General features: G+C 69.8%; 15 protein-coding genes. 10 read left to right on the forward strand and 5 right to left on the reverse strand.

Features of this window, described 5'->3' with window-relative positions; all coding sequences use genetic code 11:
- Positions 1 to 22: 22 nt before the first annotated feature.
- Positions 23 to 313 carry a YkgJ family cysteine cluster protein gene (locus JI742_RS01490; protein ID WP_201823309.1) on the reverse strand — a complete coding sequence of 97 codons (291 nt, stop codon included), beginning with the start codon at positions 311 to 313 and terminating at the stop codon, positions 23 to 25.
- A gap of 154 nt (positions 314 to 467) precedes the next feature.
- Here JI742_RS01490 and mnmG point away from each other — a divergent pair, with 154 nt between their 5' ends.
- The 8 genes from mnmG to JI742_RS01530 all read left to right on the forward strand — a co-directional run bounded on the left by mnmG (position 468) and on the right by JI742_RS01530 (position 10,860).
- Entirely contained in the window at positions 468 to 2,507 is a 2,040-nt protein-coding gene (mnmG, locus tag JI742_RS01495; protein ID WP_201823311.1) for a tRNA uridine-5-carboxymethylaminomethyl(34) synthesis enzyme MnmG, read from the forward strand.
- The gene (gene rsmG / locus JI742_RS01500) at positions 2,504 to 3,163 is read left to right on the forward strand and encodes a 16S rRNA (guanine(527)-N(7))-methyltransferase RsmG (RefSeq protein WP_201823314.1); all 660 of its coding nucleotides are present in this window, start codon (positions 2,504 to 2,506) and stop codon (positions 3,161 to 3,163) included. Before mnmG ends, rsmG begins: the two co-directional genes overlap by 4 nt.
- A 117-nt stretch (positions 3,164 to 3,280) precedes the next feature.
- Positions 3,281 to 4,054 (forward strand): ParA family protein, encoded by a 774-nt coding sequence (locus JI742_RS01505; RefSeq protein WP_201823316.1) that lies wholly within the window; start codon positions 3,281 to 3,283, stop codon positions 4,052 to 4,054.
- A 14-nt stretch (positions 4,055 to 4,068) separates the two neighbouring features.
- The gene (locus JI742_RS01510) at positions 4,069 to 4,647 is read left to right on the forward strand and encodes an RBBP9/YdeN family alpha/beta hydrolase (protein ID WP_201823318.1); all 579 of its coding nucleotides are present in this window, start codon (positions 4,069 to 4,071) and stop codon (positions 4,645 to 4,647) included.
- Between the two features lie 22 nt (positions 4,648 to 4,669).
- Positions 4,670 to 5,590: a ParB/RepB/Spo0J family partition protein gene (locus JI742_RS01515; RefSeq protein WP_201823320.1), complete on the forward strand. Its 921-nt coding sequence runs from the start codon at positions 4,670 to 4,672 to the stop codon at positions 5,588 to 5,590.
- 318 nt (positions 5,591 to 5,908) lie between these two features.
- Entirely contained in the window at positions 5,909 to 7,831 is a 1,923-nt protein-coding gene (locus tag JI742_RS01520) for a PrkA family serine protein kinase (protein ID WP_201823323.1), read from the forward strand.
- A 112-nt stretch (positions 7,832 to 7,943) separates the two neighbouring features.
- The gene (locus tag JI742_RS01525) at positions 7,944 to 9,236 is read left to right on the forward strand and encodes a YeaH/YhbH family protein (RefSeq protein WP_201823326.1); all 1,293 of its coding nucleotides are present in this window, start codon (positions 7,944 to 7,946) and stop codon (positions 9,234 to 9,236) included.
- A 28-nt stretch (positions 9,237 to 9,264) separates the two neighbouring features.
- The gene (locus tag JI742_RS01530; protein WP_201823329.1) at positions 9,265 to 10,860 is read left to right on the forward strand and encodes a SpoVR family protein; all 1,596 of its coding nucleotides are present in this window, start codon (positions 9,265 to 9,267) and stop codon (positions 10,858 to 10,860) included.
- 15 nt (positions 10,861 to 10,875) lie between these two features.
- Here JI742_RS01530 and JI742_RS01535 read toward each other — a convergent pair whose 3' ends face one another.
- The gene (locus tag JI742_RS01535) at positions 10,876 to 12,303 is read right to left on the reverse strand and encodes an FAD-binding oxidoreductase (protein ID WP_201823332.1); all 1,428 of its coding nucleotides are present in this window, start codon (positions 12,301 to 12,303) and stop codon (positions 10,876 to 10,878) included.
- Positions 12,304 to 12,410: 107 nt separating this feature from the next.
- Here JI742_RS01535 and JI742_RS01540 point away from each other — a divergent pair, with 107 nt between their 5' ends.
- Both JI742_RS01540 and JI742_RS01545 read left to right on the forward strand, forming a co-directional pair.
- A complete protein-coding gene (locus tag JI742_RS01540) occupies positions 12,411 to 14,198 on the forward strand; it encodes a pyrroloquinoline quinone-dependent dehydrogenase (RefSeq protein ID WP_201823336.1) in 1,788 nt (595 codons plus the stop codon).
- 18 nt (positions 14,199 to 14,216) lie between these two features.
- On the forward strand, positions 14,217 to 14,822 hold the full coding sequence (locus JI742_RS01545) for a cob(I)yrinic acid a,c-diamide adenosyltransferase (protein ID WP_201823339.1): 606 nt from the start codon (positions 14,217 to 14,219) through the stop codon (positions 14,820 to 14,822).
- Positions 14,823 to 14,883: 61 nt separating this feature from the next.
- Here JI742_RS01545 and JI742_RS01550 read toward each other — a convergent pair whose 3' ends face one another.
- The 3 genes from JI742_RS01550 to tldD all read right to left on the reverse strand — a co-directional run bounded on the left by JI742_RS01550 (position 14,884) and on the right by tldD (position 18,208).
- Entirely contained in the window at positions 14,884 to 15,285 is a 402-nt protein-coding gene (locus JI742_RS01550; RefSeq protein WP_236676735.1) for a VOC family protein, read from the reverse strand.
- 59 nt (positions 15,286 to 15,344) lie between these two features.
- Positions 15,345 to 16,466, reverse strand: coding sequence for a 3-deoxy-7-phosphoheptulonate synthase (locus tag JI742_RS01555; RefSeq protein WP_201823342.1), 1,122 nt, complete (start codon positions 16,464 to 16,466; stop codon positions 15,345 to 15,347).
- Positions 16,467 to 16,744: 278 nt separating this feature from the next.
- Positions 16,745 to 18,208 (reverse strand): metalloprotease TldD, encoded by a 1,464-nt coding sequence (gene tldD / locus JI742_RS01560; RefSeq protein WP_201823345.1) that lies wholly within the window; start codon positions 18,206 to 18,208, stop codon positions 16,745 to 16,747.
- Positions 18,209 to 18,239: the final 31 nt, after the last annotated feature.

Consider the following 18,239-nt stretch of genomic DNA (forward strand, 5'->3'; position numbering starts at 1 on the left):
GGCGGCGTTGGGGCGAGAGGCTTCAGGCCGCGGGCGGATGGCCCGGCGCGGTGGCGCCCTCCAGCCAGCCCAGCCAGCGCAGGGCCTGTTCACGGCTGCTGCCGCACATCTCCACCGAAGGCTGCAAGGAGCCGCAGACTGCCGGCCGCTCCGGGCGGCCAAACAGGCGGCAGGCGCCGGCTGGGTCGAGCTGGGTGCAGGGCATACCGGCGGGCTTGCCCTGCGGCATGCCCGGCGCCCCGGCGCTGGCCGGAATCGGGCCGGCGATCGAGGGGGCGATGCAGCAGGCGGCGCAGTGCGGGCGGCAATCCATGGGCTCAGTGTGGCATGCGGGCCGCGCGCGGCCGGCCGTCCGGCGCAGCGCCGGCGCCATCGGGTGACGCACCCCGCGGGACTGCCTAAAATTGCGGCATCAAGCGCCCCGGCCCCGCCGCGGCGCTTTTCTTGTTGTCCATGGAGTCGCCGCGATGCGCACCCCTTCCCTCTTCGACGTGATCGTGATCGGCGGCGGCCATGCCGGCACCGAAGCCGCGCTGGCCGCCGCGCGCATGGGTGCGGCCACCCTGCTGCTCAGCCACAACATCGAGACCCTGGGGCAGATGAGCTGCAACCCCTCGATCGGCGGCATCGGCAAGGGCCATCTGGTCAAGGAGGTCGATGCGCTCGGCGGCGCCATGGCCGCGGCCACCGACGAGGCCGGCATCCACTTCCGCATCCTGAACGGCTCCAAGGGCCCGGCGGTGCGCGCCACCCGGGCCCAGGCCGACCGCATCCGCTACAAGGCCGCGATCCGCCACCGGCTGGAGAACCAGCCCAATCTGTGGCTCTTCCAGCAGGCGGTCGATGACCTGCTGGTGGAAAGCGATGGTCGGCAGGAGCGCGTGGTCGGCGCGGTCACCGCCATCGGCCTGGCCTTTCGCGCCAGGACGGTGGTGCTGACCGCCGGCACCTTCCTCGACGGCCGCATCCATGTGGGCCTGGAAAACCACCAGGGCGGCCGGGCCGGCGATGCCCCGGCCCTCAGCCTGGCGGCCCGCCTGCGCGAGCTGCAACTGCCGCGCGGCCGGCTGAAGACCGGCACGCCGCCGCGGCTGGACGGCCGGAGCATCGACTACCGCCGCCTCACCGAGCAGCCCGGCGACGGCCTGCCCGGCGCCGACGGCACGCCGGCCACCACGCCGATGCCGGTGTTCAGCTTCCTGGGCCGGGCCGAGCAGCATCCGCGGCAGGTCTCCTGCTGGATCACGCACACCACGGCCGAGACGCACGCCATCATCCGCAGCGGCTTCGACCGCAGCCCCATGTTCACCGGCGTGATCGAGGGCGTGGGCCCGCGCTACTGCCCCTCGATCGAGGACAAGGTCAACCGCTTTGCCGACAAGGACAGCCACCAGATCTTCCTGGAGCCGGAGGGCCTGGACACCCACGAGGTCTACCCCAATGGCATCTCGACCTCCCTGCCCTACGACATCCAGTTGGCCGCGGTGCATTCCATCCCCGGGCTGGAGGATGCGCACATCCTGCGGCCGGGCTATGCCATCGAGTACGACTACTTCGATCCGCGCAGCCTGAAGCCCAGCTTCGAGACGCAGCAGATCGCCGGGCTCTTCTTCGCCGGCCAGATCAATGGCACGACCGGCTACGAGGAGGCCGCCGCCCAGGGCCTGTACGCCGGGGCCAATGCCGCGCTGCAGGCCCAAGGCCAAGCGCCGCTGACGCTGGGGCGCGAACAGGCCTACCTCGGCGTGCTGGTCGACGACCTGATCACCCAGGGCGTGACCGAGCCCTACCGCATGTTCACCAGCCGGGCGGAGTTCCGCCTGCAACTGCGCGAAGACAACGCCGACGCCCGGCTGACCGAGCTGGGCTGGCGGCTGGGCCTGGTCGACGAGGTCCGCTGGACGGCCTATGCGCGCAAGCGCGACGCGGTTTCACGTGAAACCGAGCGCCTGAAGCGAAGCTGGGTGCACCCCGGCGTGCTGCCCGCTGCCGAGGCCGAGCGCCTGCTGGGCAAGGCCCTGGAGCATGAGCACAGCCTGCTGGACCTGCTGCGCCGGCCGGGCGTCGACTTCGACAAGGTGGCCGAGATCGAGCGCAGTGCACAAACGCAAGCCGCCTCGGCCGCGGTGGCAAACGAGCAAGTCGCACCGCAGGTTTCACGTGAAACCTTGCGCGCCCAGCTGGGCTCCAGCCTGGCCGATGCGGTGATCGAGCAGGTCGAGATCGCGGTGAAGTACGCCGGCTACATCGACAAGCAGAACGCGGAGGTCGAGCGCGCCGCGCACTACGAGCACCTGCCACTGCCTGCCGATCTGGACTACGCCAGCGTCACCGCCCTCAGCCACGAGGTGCGGCAAAAGCTGAGCCGCCACCGCCCGACCACCCTGGGCCAGGCCGCGCGCCTCGCCGGCGTCACGCCGGCCGCCATCTCCCTGCTGCTCGTGCACCTGAAGAAGGGGCGCTTCGCCGGCTTCGGCCGCATCGACTCCCCGCTGACCCCGGCATGACTTCGCCCGATCCGCATCCGCTGGCTGCCGCCCTCGACGCCGGCTTGCAAGCCCTGAACCTCGACAACCTGGGCCCGCCGCAACGCCGGCAGCTGCTACAGCACCTGGACCTGATCGCCCGCTGGACCCAGGTCTACAACCTGACCGCCGTGCGCGAGCCGGCCGCCATGCTGGGCCAGCACCTGCTCGACAGCCTGGCCGCCGTGCCGCCGCTGCGACGGCACGCTACCGGCCGGGCACTGCACGTGCTGGATGTCGGCAGCGGTGCCGGCCTGCCCGGCCTCAGCTTTGCGATCGCCTGCCCGGCGCTGCGGGTGAGCTGCATCGACACCGTCGGCAAGAAGGCCAGCTTCATCCGCCAGGTCGCCGCCGAGCTGGACTTGCCGCATGCCGAAGCCCTGCACGGCCGGGTGGAACGCCTGCCCGCAAGGCCCTGGGATCTGGTCACGGCCCGGGCCTTCGCCGCACTGCCCGACCTTGTCGCATGGACCCGCCACCTGCTGGCCGAGGACGGCTGCTGGATGGCGCTGAAAGGCAAGCGGCCGGACGAGGAGATCGCCGCGCTGCCTGATGACATCGAGGTGTTTCACGTGGAACCGCTGCGGGTGCCCGGCCTGGACGCCGAACGCTGCCTGGTCTGGATGCGGCGGCGTTGATTCCGCGGTGCCGGGCCGCTTCTCGCCTTGACCCTGCCACGAGCGCACGCAGACAATCCGCCGCTCTCGCGAGCTGCTGCGTTGCAGCAGCCCCTTTCCCCCGACCGCGCCCCGCCCATGCCCCGCATCTTCTGCATCGCCAACCAGAAAGGCGGCGTCGGCAAAACGACGACGACCGTGAATCTGGCGGCCGGCCTGGCCCAGATCGGCCAGCGCGCGCTGGTGATCGACCTGGACCCGCAGGGCAATGCCACCATGGGCTCGGGCGTGGACAAGCGCGCACTGACGCTGAGCATCTATGACGTGCTACTCGAATCGGCCAGCATCGCCGAGGCCCGCCAGCGCAGCCCCCAGGGCGGCTACGACGTGCTGGGGGCAAACCGCGAACTGGCCGGCGCCGAAGTGGAACTGGTCAGCCAGCCCCACCGCGAGCAGCGCCTGAAGCGCGCCCTCGATGCCGTCGCAGCCGACTACGACTTCGTGCTGATCGACTGCCCGCCCAGCCTCAGCCTGCTGACACTCAACGGCCTGTGCTGCGCGCATGGCGTGATCGTGCCCATGCAGTGCGAGTACTTCGCGCTCGAAGGCCTGTCGGACCTGGTCAACACCATCAAGCAGGTGCATGCCAACCTGAACCGCGAGCTGCAGATCATCGGCCTGCTGCGGGTGATGTTCGACCCGCGCATCACGCTGCAGCAGCAGGTCAGCGAACAGCTTCAGGCGCATTTCGGCGAGAAGGTGTTCAACACCGTGATCCCGCGCAATGTGCGCCTGGCCGAGGCACCGAGCTATGGCTTGCCGGGCGTCGTCTTCGACCCGGCCTCGCGCGGCGCGCAGGCCTTCGTGAGCTTCGCGCGCGAGATGGTCGCCCGCATCGAGACCATGCGTTGAACGCAAGCACCGCGATGCCCGCGCCCACCCCGCCCTTCCATGTGCTCAGCTTGCCGGGCTGGGGCGGCTCCGGCCCGGCCCACTGGCAGAGCCGCTGGGAGGCGCTGCACAGCGACCAGCGCATCGAGCAGGCCGACTGGCATCAGCCCCTTCGCGGCGACTGGATGATGCGGCTGGAAGAGAGCCTGCTGGCCCTGCCGCCGGGCGGACCCCCGGTGCTGTTGGTCGCCCACAGCTTGGGCTGCCACCTGGTGTCGGCCTGGGCAGGCCACAGCCGCCACAGCGCCCGGGTGGCCGGCGCCTTCCTGGTCGCGCCGCCCGATCTGGACCGCGATCCCCTGCCGCCGCAACTGCACAGTTGGCGCCCGGTACAGCGCTTGCGCCTGCCCTTCCCCAGCCTGCTCGTGGCCAGCAGCGACGACCATGTCTACTGCGCACTGCCCCAGGCCCAGGCCCTGGCCGCAGACTGGGGCGCCGAGCTGCTGGAAGCGGGTGCGCTCGGTCACATCAATGCCGACTCCGGTCTGGGCGACTGGCCCCAGGGCCGCGCCTGGCTGGACGCCTGGGCCGCCCGCCTGCTGGCTGGCGCCTGAACCTTCTTCCCCACGCTGCACCATGGTCACCAAGAAACCCAAGGGCCTCGGCCTCGGCCTCGAAGCCCTGCTCGGCCCCAAGGTCAGCGAGTCGCCCGCGGCCTCCGACGCCTCGGCCCCTTCGACGCTGAAGCTCGACCAACTGCGGCCCGGCAAGTACCAGCCGCGCACGCGCATGGACGAAGGCGCGCTCTACGAGCTTGCCGAGAGCATCAAGGCCCAGGGCATCATGCAGCCCATCCTGGTGCGTCCGATCGCGGGCGAGAGCCAGAACGGCTGGCCGGCCTTCGAGATCATCGCCGGCGAGCGCCGCTCCCGGGCCGCCAAGCTGGCCGGCCTCGACGAGGTGCCGGTGCTGGTCAAGGTGGTGCCGGACGAAGCCGCCGCGGCCATGGCGCTGATCGAGAACATCCAGCGCGAGGACCTGAATCCGCTGGAAGAAGCCCAGGGTTTACGCCGCCTCACGCAGGAGTTTGGGCTCACTCACGAAGCCGCTGCACAGGCCGTGGGACGCTCGCGCAGCGCGGCCTCCAACCTGCTGCGCCTGCTCAACCTGGCCGAGCCGGTGCAGGGCCTGCTGATGGCCGGCGACTTGGACATGGGCCACGCTCGCGCCCTGCTGGCCCTGGACAAAGCCCAGCAGATCACCCATGCGCACGAGATCGTCAGCCGCAAGCTGAGCGTGCGCGAAGCCGAGAAGCTCGTGGCCCGCAGCAGCAGCCCGGCGCGGCAGAAGACCTTGCTGCGGGCCGCGGCCGCGCCGTCCCGGTCGCGCGATGTTGCGCGGCTGGAGGAGGAGCTCGCCGATGCGCTGACCGCCACCGTGCAGATCCGGCTCAAGGGCCGCGGCGCCGCAAGCCGCGGCGAGATCGCCCTGCCCTTTGGCTCGCTCGATGAGCTTGACCATCTGATCGACCGCCTGCGCGCCCTGCGCAAGGCCTGAGCGTCTTGGCGGCGCGCGGCCCGGACGCCGCGCGCAGAGGCTCGACACCGGCTGGACGGCCCCGGGAGGGGCACCGTTCTTGCAGAAGTTCAGGTCGGCGCCTGCTTCAGCCCCACGCACAAATTCCATCCCGGGCGGGAACAGCAAGGTCTCAGGGCTTCTCATAAGCCCTTCCCTGCCCCGCAGAGCTGCGACGCTAAAGTCAAGCGCAAGCCATGCGAGCTCGTGATGTGTGATACGTGACCCCAAGGGTCGCGCCGCCTCGGGGTCCGACCCCGGCACGGCGTGACCATCGACCCGCTTCTCCGGAGGATGACGATGGACGTGATCAGCAACTTTGCCGCGCGCTACGAGCGCAGTCGCGAGGAGGAGCTGTCGCTTGAGGACTACCTGGCCGAATGCAAGCGCAAGCCCGTGGCCTATGCCACCGCGGCCGAGCGCATGCTGATGGCCATCGGCGAGCCCGAGGTGATCGACACCCGCAACGACCCGCGGCTCTCGCGCCTGTTTGCCAACAAGGTCATCAAGCGCTACCCCGCCTTCGCCGAGTTCTACGGCATGGAGGACGCGATCGAGCAGGTCGTCAGCTACTTCCGCCATGCCGCCCAAGGGCTGGAGGAGAAGAAGCAGATCCTCTACCTGCTCGGCCCGGTCGGCGGCGGCAAGTCCTCCATCGCCGAGCGGCTCAAGCAGTTGATGGAGCAGGTGCCCTTCTATGCGATCAAGGGCTCGCCGGTGAACGAGAGCCCGCTCGGCCTCTTCGACCCGGCCGAGGACGGACCCATCCTGGAGAAGGAATACGGCATCCCGCGCCGCTACCTGAACCGCGTGCTCAGCCCCTGGGCGGTCAAGCGGCTTGACGAGTACGGCGGCGACATCCGCAAGTTCAGGGTCGTCAAGCGCTACCCCAGCGTGCTCAAGCAGGTCGGCATCGCCAAGACCGAGCCGGGCGACGAGAACAACCAGGACATCAGCTCCCTCGTCGGCAAGGTCGACATCCGCAAGCTCGAAAGCTATGCCCAGGACGACCCCGATGCCTACAGCTACAGCGGCGGCCTGTGCCTGAGCAACCAGGGCCTGCTGGAGTTCGTCGAGATGTTCAAGGCGCCGATCAAGGTGCTGCATCCCCTGCTGACCGCCACGCAGGAAGGCAACTACAAGGGCACCGAGGGCTTCGGCGCCATCCCCTTCGACGGCGTCGTGCTTGCGCACAGCAACGAGAGCGAGTGGAAGGCCTTCCGCAACAACAAGAACAACGAGGCCTTCCTCGACCGCATCTACATCGTCAAGGTGCCCTACTGCCTGCGCGTGAGCGACGAGGTGAAGATCTACGAGAAGCTGCTGCGCGGCTCCTCGCTGGCTGCGGCCACCTGCGCGCCCGGCACGCTGCGGATGATGAGCCAGTTCTCCATCCTCACGCGGCTCAAGGAGCCCGAGAACTCCTCGCTCTTCAGCAAGATGCTGGTCTACGACGGCGAGAACCTGAAGGACACCGACCCGCGCGCCAAGAGCTATCAGGAGTACCGCGACTACGCCGGGGTCGACGAGGGCATGAGCGGCATCTCCACCCGCTTCGCCTACAAGATCCTCAGCAAGGTCTTCAACTTCGACAGCACCGAGGTCGCCGCCAACCCGGTGCACCTGATGTACGTGCTCGAACAGCAGATCGAGCGCGAGCAGTTCCCGGCCGAGCTGGAGCAGAAGTACCTGGCCTTCATCAAGGAACACCTGTCGGTGCGCTATGCCGAGTTCATCGGCAAGGAGATCCAGACGGCCTACCTGGAGAGCTATTCCGAGTACGGCCAGAACATCTTCGACCGCTACGTGACCTATGCCGACTACTGGATCCAGGACCAGGAGTACCGCGACACCGACACCGGCGAGGTCTTCGACCGCGCCAGCCTGAACGGCGAGCTGGAGAAGATCGAGAAGCCCGCCGGCATCGCCAACCCCAAGGACTTCCGCAACGAGATCGTCAACTTCGTGCTGCGCGCGCGCGCCAACAACGCCGGCAAGAACCCGAACTGGACCAGCTACGAGAAGCTGCGCACGGTGATCGAGAAGAAGATGTTCTCGAACACCGAGGAGCTGCTGCCGGTCATCAGCTTCAATGCCAAGGCCAGCGCCGACGAGTCGAAGAAGCACGAGGACTTCGTCAACCGCATGGTGCAGAAGGGCTACACCCCCAAGCAGGTCCGCCTGCTCTGCGAGTGGTACCTGCGCGTGCGCAAGAGCAGCTGAAGAACTTCATGCTTCTCAGGCGACATCCAGCAGGCGCGAGGGGTCCGGCTCGGCCGGCCCCTTCGGGTCGCCCCCCTGGGGGGGAGCGCCGCAGGCGCCACGGGGGGGAATCATGACTTCGATCATCGACCGGCGGCTGGCGGGCAAGAACAAGTCCATCGGCAACCGCGAGCGCTTCCTGCGTCGCCACAAGCAGCAGATTCGCGAGGCGGTGCGCAAGGCCGTGAGCGGCCGCGGCATCCGCGACATCGAGCGCGGCGAGGACATCACCCTGCCCAAGCGTGATGTGTCCGAACCCGTCTTCCGCCACGGCAACGGCGGCAGCCGCGAGATGGTGCATCCCGGCAACCGCGAGTACATGACGGGCGACCAGATCGCCCGCCCGAAGGGCGGCGGCGGGGGGGGCGGTGGGGGCGGCGGGCAGGCCAGCGATTCCGGCGAAGGCGACGACGACTTCGTCTTCCACCTGAACAAGGAAGAGTTCATGCAGGTCTTCTTTGAAGACCTGGCCCTGCCCAACCTGGTCAAGACCGCGCTGGCCGAGGTGCCGGAATGGAAGAGCCAGCGCGCCGGCTTCTCCAGCGACGGCACGCCGAACAACCTGCATGTGGTGCGCTCGATGCGCGGCGCGCTGGGCCGCCGCATCGCACTGGGCGGCGCGTCGCGCCGCGAGCTGCGCGAGCTGGAGGCTCAGCACCTGAGCCTGCTTCGCGACGGCCCGGGCAGCGCAGGCGCGGACCTGCATGCCCATGCCCTGCGCGAGCTGGAGTCGCGCATCGAGGCGCTGCGCGCCCGCATCGGCCGCATCCCCTACCTCGACCCCATCGACCTGCGCTACCGCAGCCGCGTGCGCGTGCCGGTGCCGACCACGCGGGCGGTGATGTTCTGCCTGATGGACGTCAGCGGCTCGATGGACGAGCAGCGCAAGGACCTGGCCAAGCGCTTCTTCATCCTGCTCTACCTCTTCCTGACCCGGCACTACGAGAAGATCGAGCTGGTCTTCATCCGCCACCACACCCAGGCGCAGGAAGTGGATGAGCACGGCTTCTTCCACGCCACCGAGACGGGGGGCACCGTGGTCAGCAGCGCGCTGGTGCTGGCCGACGAGATCGCCCGCGCCCGCTACCCCAGCAGCGAGTGGAACCTCTACATCGCCCAGGCCAGCGATGGCGACAACTGGCACCACGACAGCAGCCGCTGCCGCCAGCTCGTCGAGGAGAAGCTGCTGCCCCTGGTGCGCTACTACGCCTACCTGCAAGTGGCCGAGGCCGAGCAGAACCTGTGGGACGAATACACGCAGATCGCCGCTGCGCACAAGCACTTCGCGATGCGCAAGGTGCTGAGTCCGGGCGAGATCTACCCCGTCTTCCGCGATCTCTTCCGCAAGGAAGGCACGCCCGCCTGAGGCGGGTGCGCACGGCAGGAGCCCGACGATGAGCCAGCCTTCGAGTCCCCAGCCCGAACCCGGCCTGCTGCGCAGCCCGCCGCGTCGCCGGGCCGCCGCCGACCTGGCCCCGCTGCAGCGGGCCGGCGAACCCCTGCCCGGCCACAGCGACTGGACCTTCGACACCATCGAGCAGTACCACGCCGCCATCCGCGCGGCGGCGGCACGCTTCGGCCTGGACACCTATCCGAACCAGCTCGAGATCATCACCGCCGAACAGATGATGGATGCCTACGCCAGTGTCGGCATGCCGGTGAACTACCGGCACTGGAGCTACGGCAAGGAATTCATCGCCACCGAGAAAAGCTACAAGCGCGGCCACATGGGCCTGGCCTACGAGATCGTCATCAACAGCAACCCCTGCATCAGCTACCTGATGGAGGAGAACACGCTGGCGATGCAGGCCCTGGTGATCGCGCATGCGGCCTACGGCCACAACAGCTTCTTCAAGGGCAACTACCTGTTCCGCATGTGGACGGATGCCTCGTCGATCATCGACTACCTCGTCTACGCGAAGAACTACATCGCCGACTGCGAGCAGCGCCACGGCGTCGAGGCGGTGGAGGACACGCTCGATTCCTGCCATGCGCTGATGAACCACGGCGTCGACCGCTACCGCCGGCCGAGCAAGCTCAGCCTGGCCGAGGAGCGGGCGCGCCGCGAGGACCGCGAGGCCTATGCCCAGCGTCAGGTCAACGACCTTTGGCGCACGCTGCCGCGCAAGGCCCAGGCGCCCGACGAGGTCGCCGAGAGCAGCCGCTTCCCTGCCGAGCCGCAGGAGAACCTGCTCTATTTCATCGAGAAGAACGCGCCGCTGCTGGAGCCCTGGCAGCGCGAGGTGGTGCGCATCGTGCGCAAGGTGGCGCAGTACTTCTACCCCCAGCGCCAGACCCAGGTCATGAACGAGGGCTGGGCCACCTTCTGGCATCACCGCTTGCTCAACACCCTGTACGACCAGGGCCTGCTCGGCGACGGGATGATGATCGAATGGATGAAGTCGCACACCAATGTGATCTTCCAGCCGCCGGTCGAGCACCCCGGCTACAGCGGGCTCAACCCGTATGCGCTGGGCTTCGCGATGTACACCGACCTCCAGCGCATCTGCGAGCAGCCCACCGAAGAGGACCGCCACTGGTTCCCCGAGATCGCCGGCCGCGACTGGCTGCTGACGCTCGACGAGGCCATGCGCAACTTCAAGGACGAGAGCTTCATCGGCCAGTACCTCAGCCCGAAGGTGATGCGCGACTTCCGCCTCTTCGCGATCCGCGACGAGGAGAAGGCGCCGACGCTGGAGATCAGCGCCATCCACGACGAGGCCGGCTACCGTCGCCTGCGCGAGGCGCTGTCGCGGCAGTACGACCTGGGCAGCCGCGAGCCCAACATCCAGGTCTGGAACGTGAACCTGCGCGGCGACCGCTCGCTGCTGCTGCGCCACACCCAGCACAACAACCGGCCGATGGGCGACAGCGCGCCCGAGGTGCTCAAGCATGTCGCCCGGCTCTGGGGCTTCGACGTGCACCTGGAAAGCGTGAACGGCCAGGGCCAGACGACGCAGCGCTGGTCGGCCGCCGGGCCGCGGCACTGAGCCGGGCGCGGCCGCTCAGCCCGCGGCCGCGAAGATCTTGCCGGGGTTGAAGAGGCCGCGCGGATCCAGCGCCTGCTTGATCGCCCGCATCAGGGCGACCGACTCCGGCCCGACCTCATCCAGCAGGAAGCCCTGCTTGTGCAGGCCGATGCCGTGTTCGCCGGTGCAGCTTCCCTCGGCCGCCAGCGCGCGGGCCACCAGGCGTGCATTCAGCGCCTCGGCGGTGTCGCGCTCGGTCGCGGACGCCGGGTCGATCAGGTAGCCGAGGTGGAAGTTGCCGTCGCCGACATGGCCGACGATGAAGTAGGGCAGGCCGCTGGCCTCCACATCCGCGATCGCCGCGTCGATGCAGGCGGCCAGGCGCGAGACCGGCACGCAACTGTCGGTGGTGATGGCGCGACAGCCGGGCCGGCTCTGGAGGGCAGCGTGATAGGCCCGGTGGCGGGCCGTCCACAGCCGGCGGCGGGCCTCGGGCGTGCTGGCCCAGTCGAAGTCGCTGCCGCCGTGCTCGGCGGCCAGGGCCTGGACGGTCCCGGCCTGCTCGCGCACGCCGGCCGGGCTGCCATGGAACTCCATCAGCAGCATCGGCGCCTCGCGCAGGCTCAGGCCGTCATGGCGGTTGACCGCGCGGATGGCATGCGGATCGAGCAGCTCGCAGCGCGCGATCGGCAGGCCCATCTGGATCAGGGACATCGCCGTCCGCACCGCCGCATCGACGCTGGGAAAGTGCGCGATCGCCGCGCTCACCGCCTCGGGCAGGGGGTGCAGCTTCAGCGTGATCTCGGTGATCACGCCCAGCGTACCCTCGCTGCCGACGAAGAGCCGGGTCAGGTCGTAGCCGGCCGAGGACTTGCGCGCCCGCGTGCCGGTGCGCACCGCGCGGCTGCCCTGGGCCGCATCGGCCACCACCACGCGCAGGCCCAGCACGTTCTCGCGCATGGTGCCGTAGCGGACGGCATTGGTGCCGCTGGCGCGGGTGGCGCACATGCCGCCGATCGTCGCATTCGCGCCCGGGTCGATAGGAAAGAACAAACCTTCATGGCGCAGCGCCTCGTTGAGCTGCTCGCGCGTCACGCCGGGCTGCACGGTGGCGGTCAAGTCCTCGGCATCGATGCGCAGGATGGCGTTCAGGCCGTTCAGGTCCAGGCTCAGCCCACCCTGCACGGCCAGGAGATGGCCCTCCAGAGAGGAGCCGGCGCCAAAGGGAATCAGCGGCAGGCCGTGCTGCTGGGCCAAGGCGACGGCGGCCAGCACATCGGCTTCGTCGGCGCAGAACAGAACGGCCTGGGGCGGCTGCGGGTCGAAGGGCGATTCATCGCGACCGTGCTGCTGGCAGACCGCAGCCGCGGTCGACAGGCGCTCGCCGAAGCGATCGCGCAGGGCCAGCAGCGCGGCGCGGCGGTCCGGGCTGGGAGGGCAAGGGGCATGCGAGGCGGCGGACATGGTGGATCTCCGGCAAGGCCAGCATGATGCATCCCCGCAGGGCTGCGCCTATGCTCCGCGCGCCGCGACCCGATGGCCGCTTGCTGCATCGACCCAGGACACACCCCATGCCCGCCACCCCCAACCGGCCCCGTCGATCCTCGCGGGCGGCCACCGTGCTGCTCGCCTGCCTGCTGAGCGCCTGCGCGTCCCTTTCGCCGCAGCCCTTGGCCGAAACCAGCGGCTGGTCCCTGCACGGCCAAAACCTAGCCGGCCAGCGCCATGCGCCGCAGACGCAGATCACGCCGGACAACGTCGGCCAGCTTGAACTGAAGTGGGCCTGGTCCTCGGGCATCACGGCCACCTACCAGACCACGCCGGTGGTGGTCGACGGTGTCATGTATGTCTCGCTGCCCGGCAGCCATGTGGCGGCGATCGATGCCCGACGCGGCACCGAGCTGTGGCGACACCGGCATGTGCCGCGCGGGGGCAAGCTGTGCTGCGGGCCGGCCAACCGCGGCGTGGCGGTCGAGGGCGACACGGTCTATGTCGGCACGGTCGACGGCCGCCTGATCGCGCTGGACCGCGCCAGCGGCGCGCTGCGCTGGGACGTGACCGTCGCCGACTACGCCGGCGCCAAGGAAGCCACCGGCCAGCTCGACCGTGAGGACGCGCTGTCCAAGGTCGGCGCCACCGGCGAGACCGGCGTCGGCATCGGCGCGGCGCCCATCGTCCACCAGGGCCGGGTCTTCATCGGCATCAACGGCGTGGGCTACGGCCTGCACCCGGACCAGGGCCTGGCCGTCGTCGGCGTGGCCGGCCGCTACGGCCGCCCGGGCCTGATGGCCGCCTTCGACGCACGCAGCGGCCAGCGGCTCTGGCAGTTCGACATCACCGGCCCGGGCTGGGAAGGCGACTACCGCCCCACCACGCCCGACGGCCTGCCGCTGAACCGCGACTTGGCCGCCGAGCGCGCCGCCGCGCCGGCCGCGCGCGAAAGCTGGCGCTACGGCGGCGGCTCGATCTACGCCAGCCCGGTGATCGACGAAGCCCAGGGCATGCTGATCTTCGGCACCGGCAACCCCTCGCCGCAGATGGCCGACAGCTCGCGGCCGGGCGACAACCGGCACACCTCCTCGCTGGTCGCGCTGGAGCTGGCCACCGGCCGGCTGCGCTGGGCGCACCAGCAGATCCCGCACGACCGCTGGGGCTACGACGTCGCCAGCCCGCCGGTGCTGGTCGAAGCCCGCGGCCCGCAGGGCGAGCGCATCCCCGCCCTGGCCCAGGCCAGCAAGCTGGGCTGGGTCTATGTGCACGACCGGCGCGACGGCCGGCCGCTGCTGCGCTCCGAGGCCTTCGTCCCGCAGCGAAACCTGTTCACCCCGCCGCAGCCGGGCGAAGGCGTGGTGGTCGCGCCCGGCATCGCCGGCGGCGCGAACTGGTCGCCCTCGTCCTGGGACCCGGTGCGCGAGCTGTTCTTCGTCGGCGCCCTGCACCTGCCCACCCGCTACACCGCGCACACGGTGCAGCGACCCGACGGCAGCGTGCTGCGCTATGCCAGCGCGCAGGACACGCCCGAGCGCGGCGGCACCCTCAGCGCCATCGACCTGGGTGCGGGCGGCCGCCTGCGCTGGCAGCTCAAGACGGCCGAGCCGCTGATCGGTGGCGTGCTCTCCACCGCGAGCGGCCTGCTCTTCTCGGGCATCGGCGGCGGCGAGTTCGCGGCCTTCGACAGCCGCGACGGCCGCAAGCTGTGGTCGCACCGCGCCACGGCCGGCGTCAACGCCCCGCCGGTCAGCTTCATGCTCGACGGCCGCCAGCACATCGCCGTGGCGGCCGGCGGCAATGCGCTCTTCGGCCTGGCCCAGGGCGATGTGCTGCTGGTCTTTGCCCTGCCCGAAACGGCCAGCCGCTGAGCGGGCGACACTCAGGCCATGGGACATCGACTCACACAGATCGCCACCCGCACCGGCGACGACGGCTCCACCGGCCTGGGCGACGGCAGCCGCGTGGCCAAGGACCACCTGCGCGTGCACGCCCTCGGCGATGTCGACGAGCTGAATTCGGCCCTCGGCCTGCTGCTGAGCGAGAAGCTGCCCGCGCGGCTGCGGCAGCAGCTCGTCGAGGTGCAGCATCAGCTCTTCAACCTCGGCGGCGAGCTCGCCATCCCCGGCTCCAGCCTGCTGCAGGCCGAGGCGGTGATCGCGCTGGACGCGGCCCTGGCCGAGCACAACGCCGGCCTGCCGCCGCTGAAGGAATTCATCCTGCCCGGTGGCTGCCGCGCCGCGGCGCTGGCGCATGTGGCCCGCACCGTGGCGCGTCGGGCCGAGCGGGCGGTCGTCGCCCTGGCCCACATGGAGGTGCTGAACGATGCGCCGCGGCAGTACCTGAACCGCCTGTCGGACCTGCTCTTCGTGCTGGCCCGGGTGCTGAACCGCCAGGGCGAGGGCGCGACCGGCCAGGATGTCTACTGGCAGAGCCGCCGCCTGGCCGCCGAGAGTGGCGGGGGCACGGACGGCGACGGCGACGGCGGCGACTGAGCGTCGCCCCGATGGCCGGCGGTGTGCAACCGCCGCCCCCCCGCATGCCGACCCGGTCGGCTCAGCGGTAGTGGCCGTGGCGCTCCAGGATCTCGATCTTGTAGCCGTCCGGATCCTGGATGAAGCAGAAGCGCGCGAGCAGCTGCTCGCCGTCCTTGAACTCCTTCACTGGCGTGGGCGCATGGCCGAGTGTGCTGATGCGCGCATGCTCGGCCGCCACGTCGTCCACCACCACCGCCACATGGCCATAGCCCGTGCCGTGGGTGTAGGGCTCGCTGCGGCCCTTGTTGAGCGTGAGCTCAATCTCGAAGTCCGCGGCCTCGTTGCGCAGGTAGACCAGGCTGAAGTCCGGGAAGTCCAGCGTGTGCGCGGGCTTCAGGCCCAGCACCTCGGCATAGAAGCGCTGCGACCGTTCCAGGTCGAGCACGCGGATCATGGTGTGGATGAACTTGGGGGCGGTCATCGGGGGCTCCGGGGCAGCAAGGCAAAGGGCCGCGCGGGCGGCCCTTTCGAGGATCGCGCTCAGCGCGCGCGGCGGGCCTTCACGGCCTCGGCCAGAAGGGCCAGCACCTCGGTGGAATCGTCCCAGCCCAGGCAGGCGTCGGTGATGCTGCAACCGTAGGCGAGCTGGGCCGGATCGTCCTTGCCCGGGGTGAACTTCTGGTTGCCCGGATTGAGGTGGCTCTCGACCATGACGCCGAAGATCTGGCGGCTGCCGCCAGCCATCTGCGCGGCGATGTCGCGCGCCACCTCGATCTGCTTCTGGTGCTGCTTGCTGCTGTTGGCATGCGAGCAGTCGACCATCAGCGAGGCCGGCAGCTTGGCCGCAGCCAGCTCGGCGCAGGCGGCGGCCACATGCTCGGCGCCGTAGTTGGGCGTCTTGCCGCCGCGCAGGATGACGTGGCAATCCGGATTGCCCTTGGTCTCGACGATGGCGACCTGGCCGTTCTTGTGCACCGACAGGAAGTGGTGCGGGCGCGAGGCCGACTGGATCGCATCGGTGGCGATGCGGATGTTGCCGTCGGTGCCGTTCTTGAAGCCGATCGGCGCGCTGATGCCGCTGGCCAGCTCGCGGTGGACCTGGCTTTCGGTCGTGCGCGCGCCGATGGCGCCCCAGGCGATCAGGTCGCCGATGTACTGCGGGCTGATCACGTCCAGGAACTCGCTGCCGGCCGGCAGGCCCAGGCGGCCCAGCTCCAGCAGGAGCTGGCGGGCCATGCGCAGGCCTTCGTCGATGCGGTAGCTCTCGTCCAGGTAGGGGTCGTTGATCAGGCCCTTCCAGCCGACCGTCGTGCGCGGCTTCTCGAAGTACACGCGCATGACCACTTCCAGCTCGCCGGCGTACTGGTCGCGCAGGGGCTTCAAGCGGCGGGCGTAGTCCAGCGCGGCGGCCGGGTCGTGGATGGAGCAGGGGCCGATGATGACGAGCAGGCGGTCGTCCTCGCCCTGCAGGATCTGGCGGATGCTGGCGCGCGTCTGCACGACCAGGTTCTCCACCGGCGTGCCGCGCACGGGGAAGAAGCGGATCAGGTGTTCGGGCGGCGGCAGCGGCACGACGTTGGCAATGCGTTCGTCATCGGTCTGGCTGGTCTTGTCCACGGGCGGGGTCCAGCCCTCGGGCGCGTGGGTGTTGATGGCGTTCATCGGACGGGTCCTCGTCGGGTCAGGTCGTGCAGGGATCGGGTCGGGGCTTCGTTGCGCGCATGAAAAAAGACCGCCGGGGCGTGGGCCCCGGCGGTCTTGAGGATTCGGTCGCGCTGTCGTCGCTTACAGGCTGGCCTCTCCTCCGCCGGGGCGGTGCGAGATCCAAAAGTAGCCAAAAAAGTAGAGCGTCGACATAGCCAAGATGCTAGCACGCAGGCTGTGGTGCCCGGTTCGGGGCAAGTGCTAGCGCGGCGATCGAGCGGCTCAATCGCTGCGCCTCAGGCCGTGCCGCCCACCGTCAGGCCGTCGATGCGCAGCGTCGGCTGGCCGACGCCCACCGGCACGCTCTGGCCTTCCTTGCCGCAGGTGCCCACGCCCTCGTCCAGCGAGAGATCGTTGCCGATCAGGCTGACACGGGTCAGCGCATCCGGGCCGTTGCCGATCAGGGTCGCGCCCTTCACCGGATACAGGATCTTGCCGTTCTCGACCCACCAGGCCTCGCTGGCCGAGAAGACGAACTTGCCGCTGGTGATGTCGACCGAGCCGCCGCCGAAATTGCTGGCATAGAGCCCGCGCTTGAGGCTGCCGATGATCTCCTCGGGCGACTTGTCGCCGGCCAGCATGTAGGTGTTGGTCATGCGCGGCATGGGCAGGTGGGCATAGCTTTCGCGCCGGCCGTTGCCGGTGGGCGCCACGCCCATCAGGCGGGCATTCATCGCGTCCTGGATGTAGCCCTTGAGGATGCCGTCCTCGATCAGCACATTGCGCTGGCTGGCGCAGCCCTCGTCGTCCACATTGAGGCTGCCGCGGCGGTCAGGCAGGGTGCCGTCGTCGAGCACGGTCACGCCCTTGGCCGCCACACGCTCGCCCACGCGGCCGGCGAAGGCGCTGGAGCCCTTGCGGTTGAAATCGCCTTCCAGTCCGTGGCCGATGGCCTCATGCAGCAGGATGCCGGGCCAGCCCGGGCCGAGCACCACGCTCATCGAGCCGGCCGGCGCCGGGCGGCTTTCCAGGTTGGTCAATGCGGTCTGCACCGCGCGCTCGACATAGCCGGCCAGCACCGTCTCGTCGAAGTGGGTCAGGCTGAAGCGGCCGCCGCCGCCGCTGCTGCCCTGCTCGCGGCGGCCGGCCTGCTCGGCGATCACCGTCAGCGACAGCCGCACCAGCGGTCGCACGTCGGCTGCACGCGTGCCGTCGGCCCGGGCGATCAGCACCACGTCGTATTCGGCGGCCACGCTGGCCATCACCTGCACGATGCGCGGATCGCGGGCGCGGGCCATGTGCTCGACCTTTTCGAGCAGGGCCACCTTCTGCGCCGAGTCGAGGGTGCCGATGGGATCCATCGGCGCATAGAGCACCCGGCTCTTGGCCACCTTGCCGGCACGGGCCAGCTTGACCTTGCGGCTCTGGCCGGCCGCGGCGATGGTGCGCACGGTGCGGGCGGCATCCTGCAGCGCGGCTTCGGAGATCTCGTCGCTGTAGGCAAAGGCCGTCTTCTCGCCGGCCACGGCGCGCACGCCGACGCCCTGGTCGATGCCGAAGCTGCCGCTCTTGACGATGCCCTCCTCCAGGCTCCAGCCCTCGCTGCGCGTGTGCTGGAAGTAGAGGTCGGCATCGTCGATGCGGTGCTCGCCGATGGTCGCCAGGGCGCGGGCCAGCGCCCCCTCGTCCAGCCCGAAGGGTTCGAGCAACAGGGACTGGGCAATGCCCAGGCGTTCAAGGGTGGGTTGGCGGGCGCTCATGCGATCGATTCTAGGCAGGCCCCCGCGGGCC

Origin of the sequence: Piscinibacter lacus (assembly GCF_016735685.1) — a bacterium.
In the GTDB taxonomy this organism is placed as follows: Bacteria; Pseudomonadota; Gammaproteobacteria; order Burkholderiales; family Burkholderiaceae_C; genus Aquariibacter; species Aquariibacter lacus.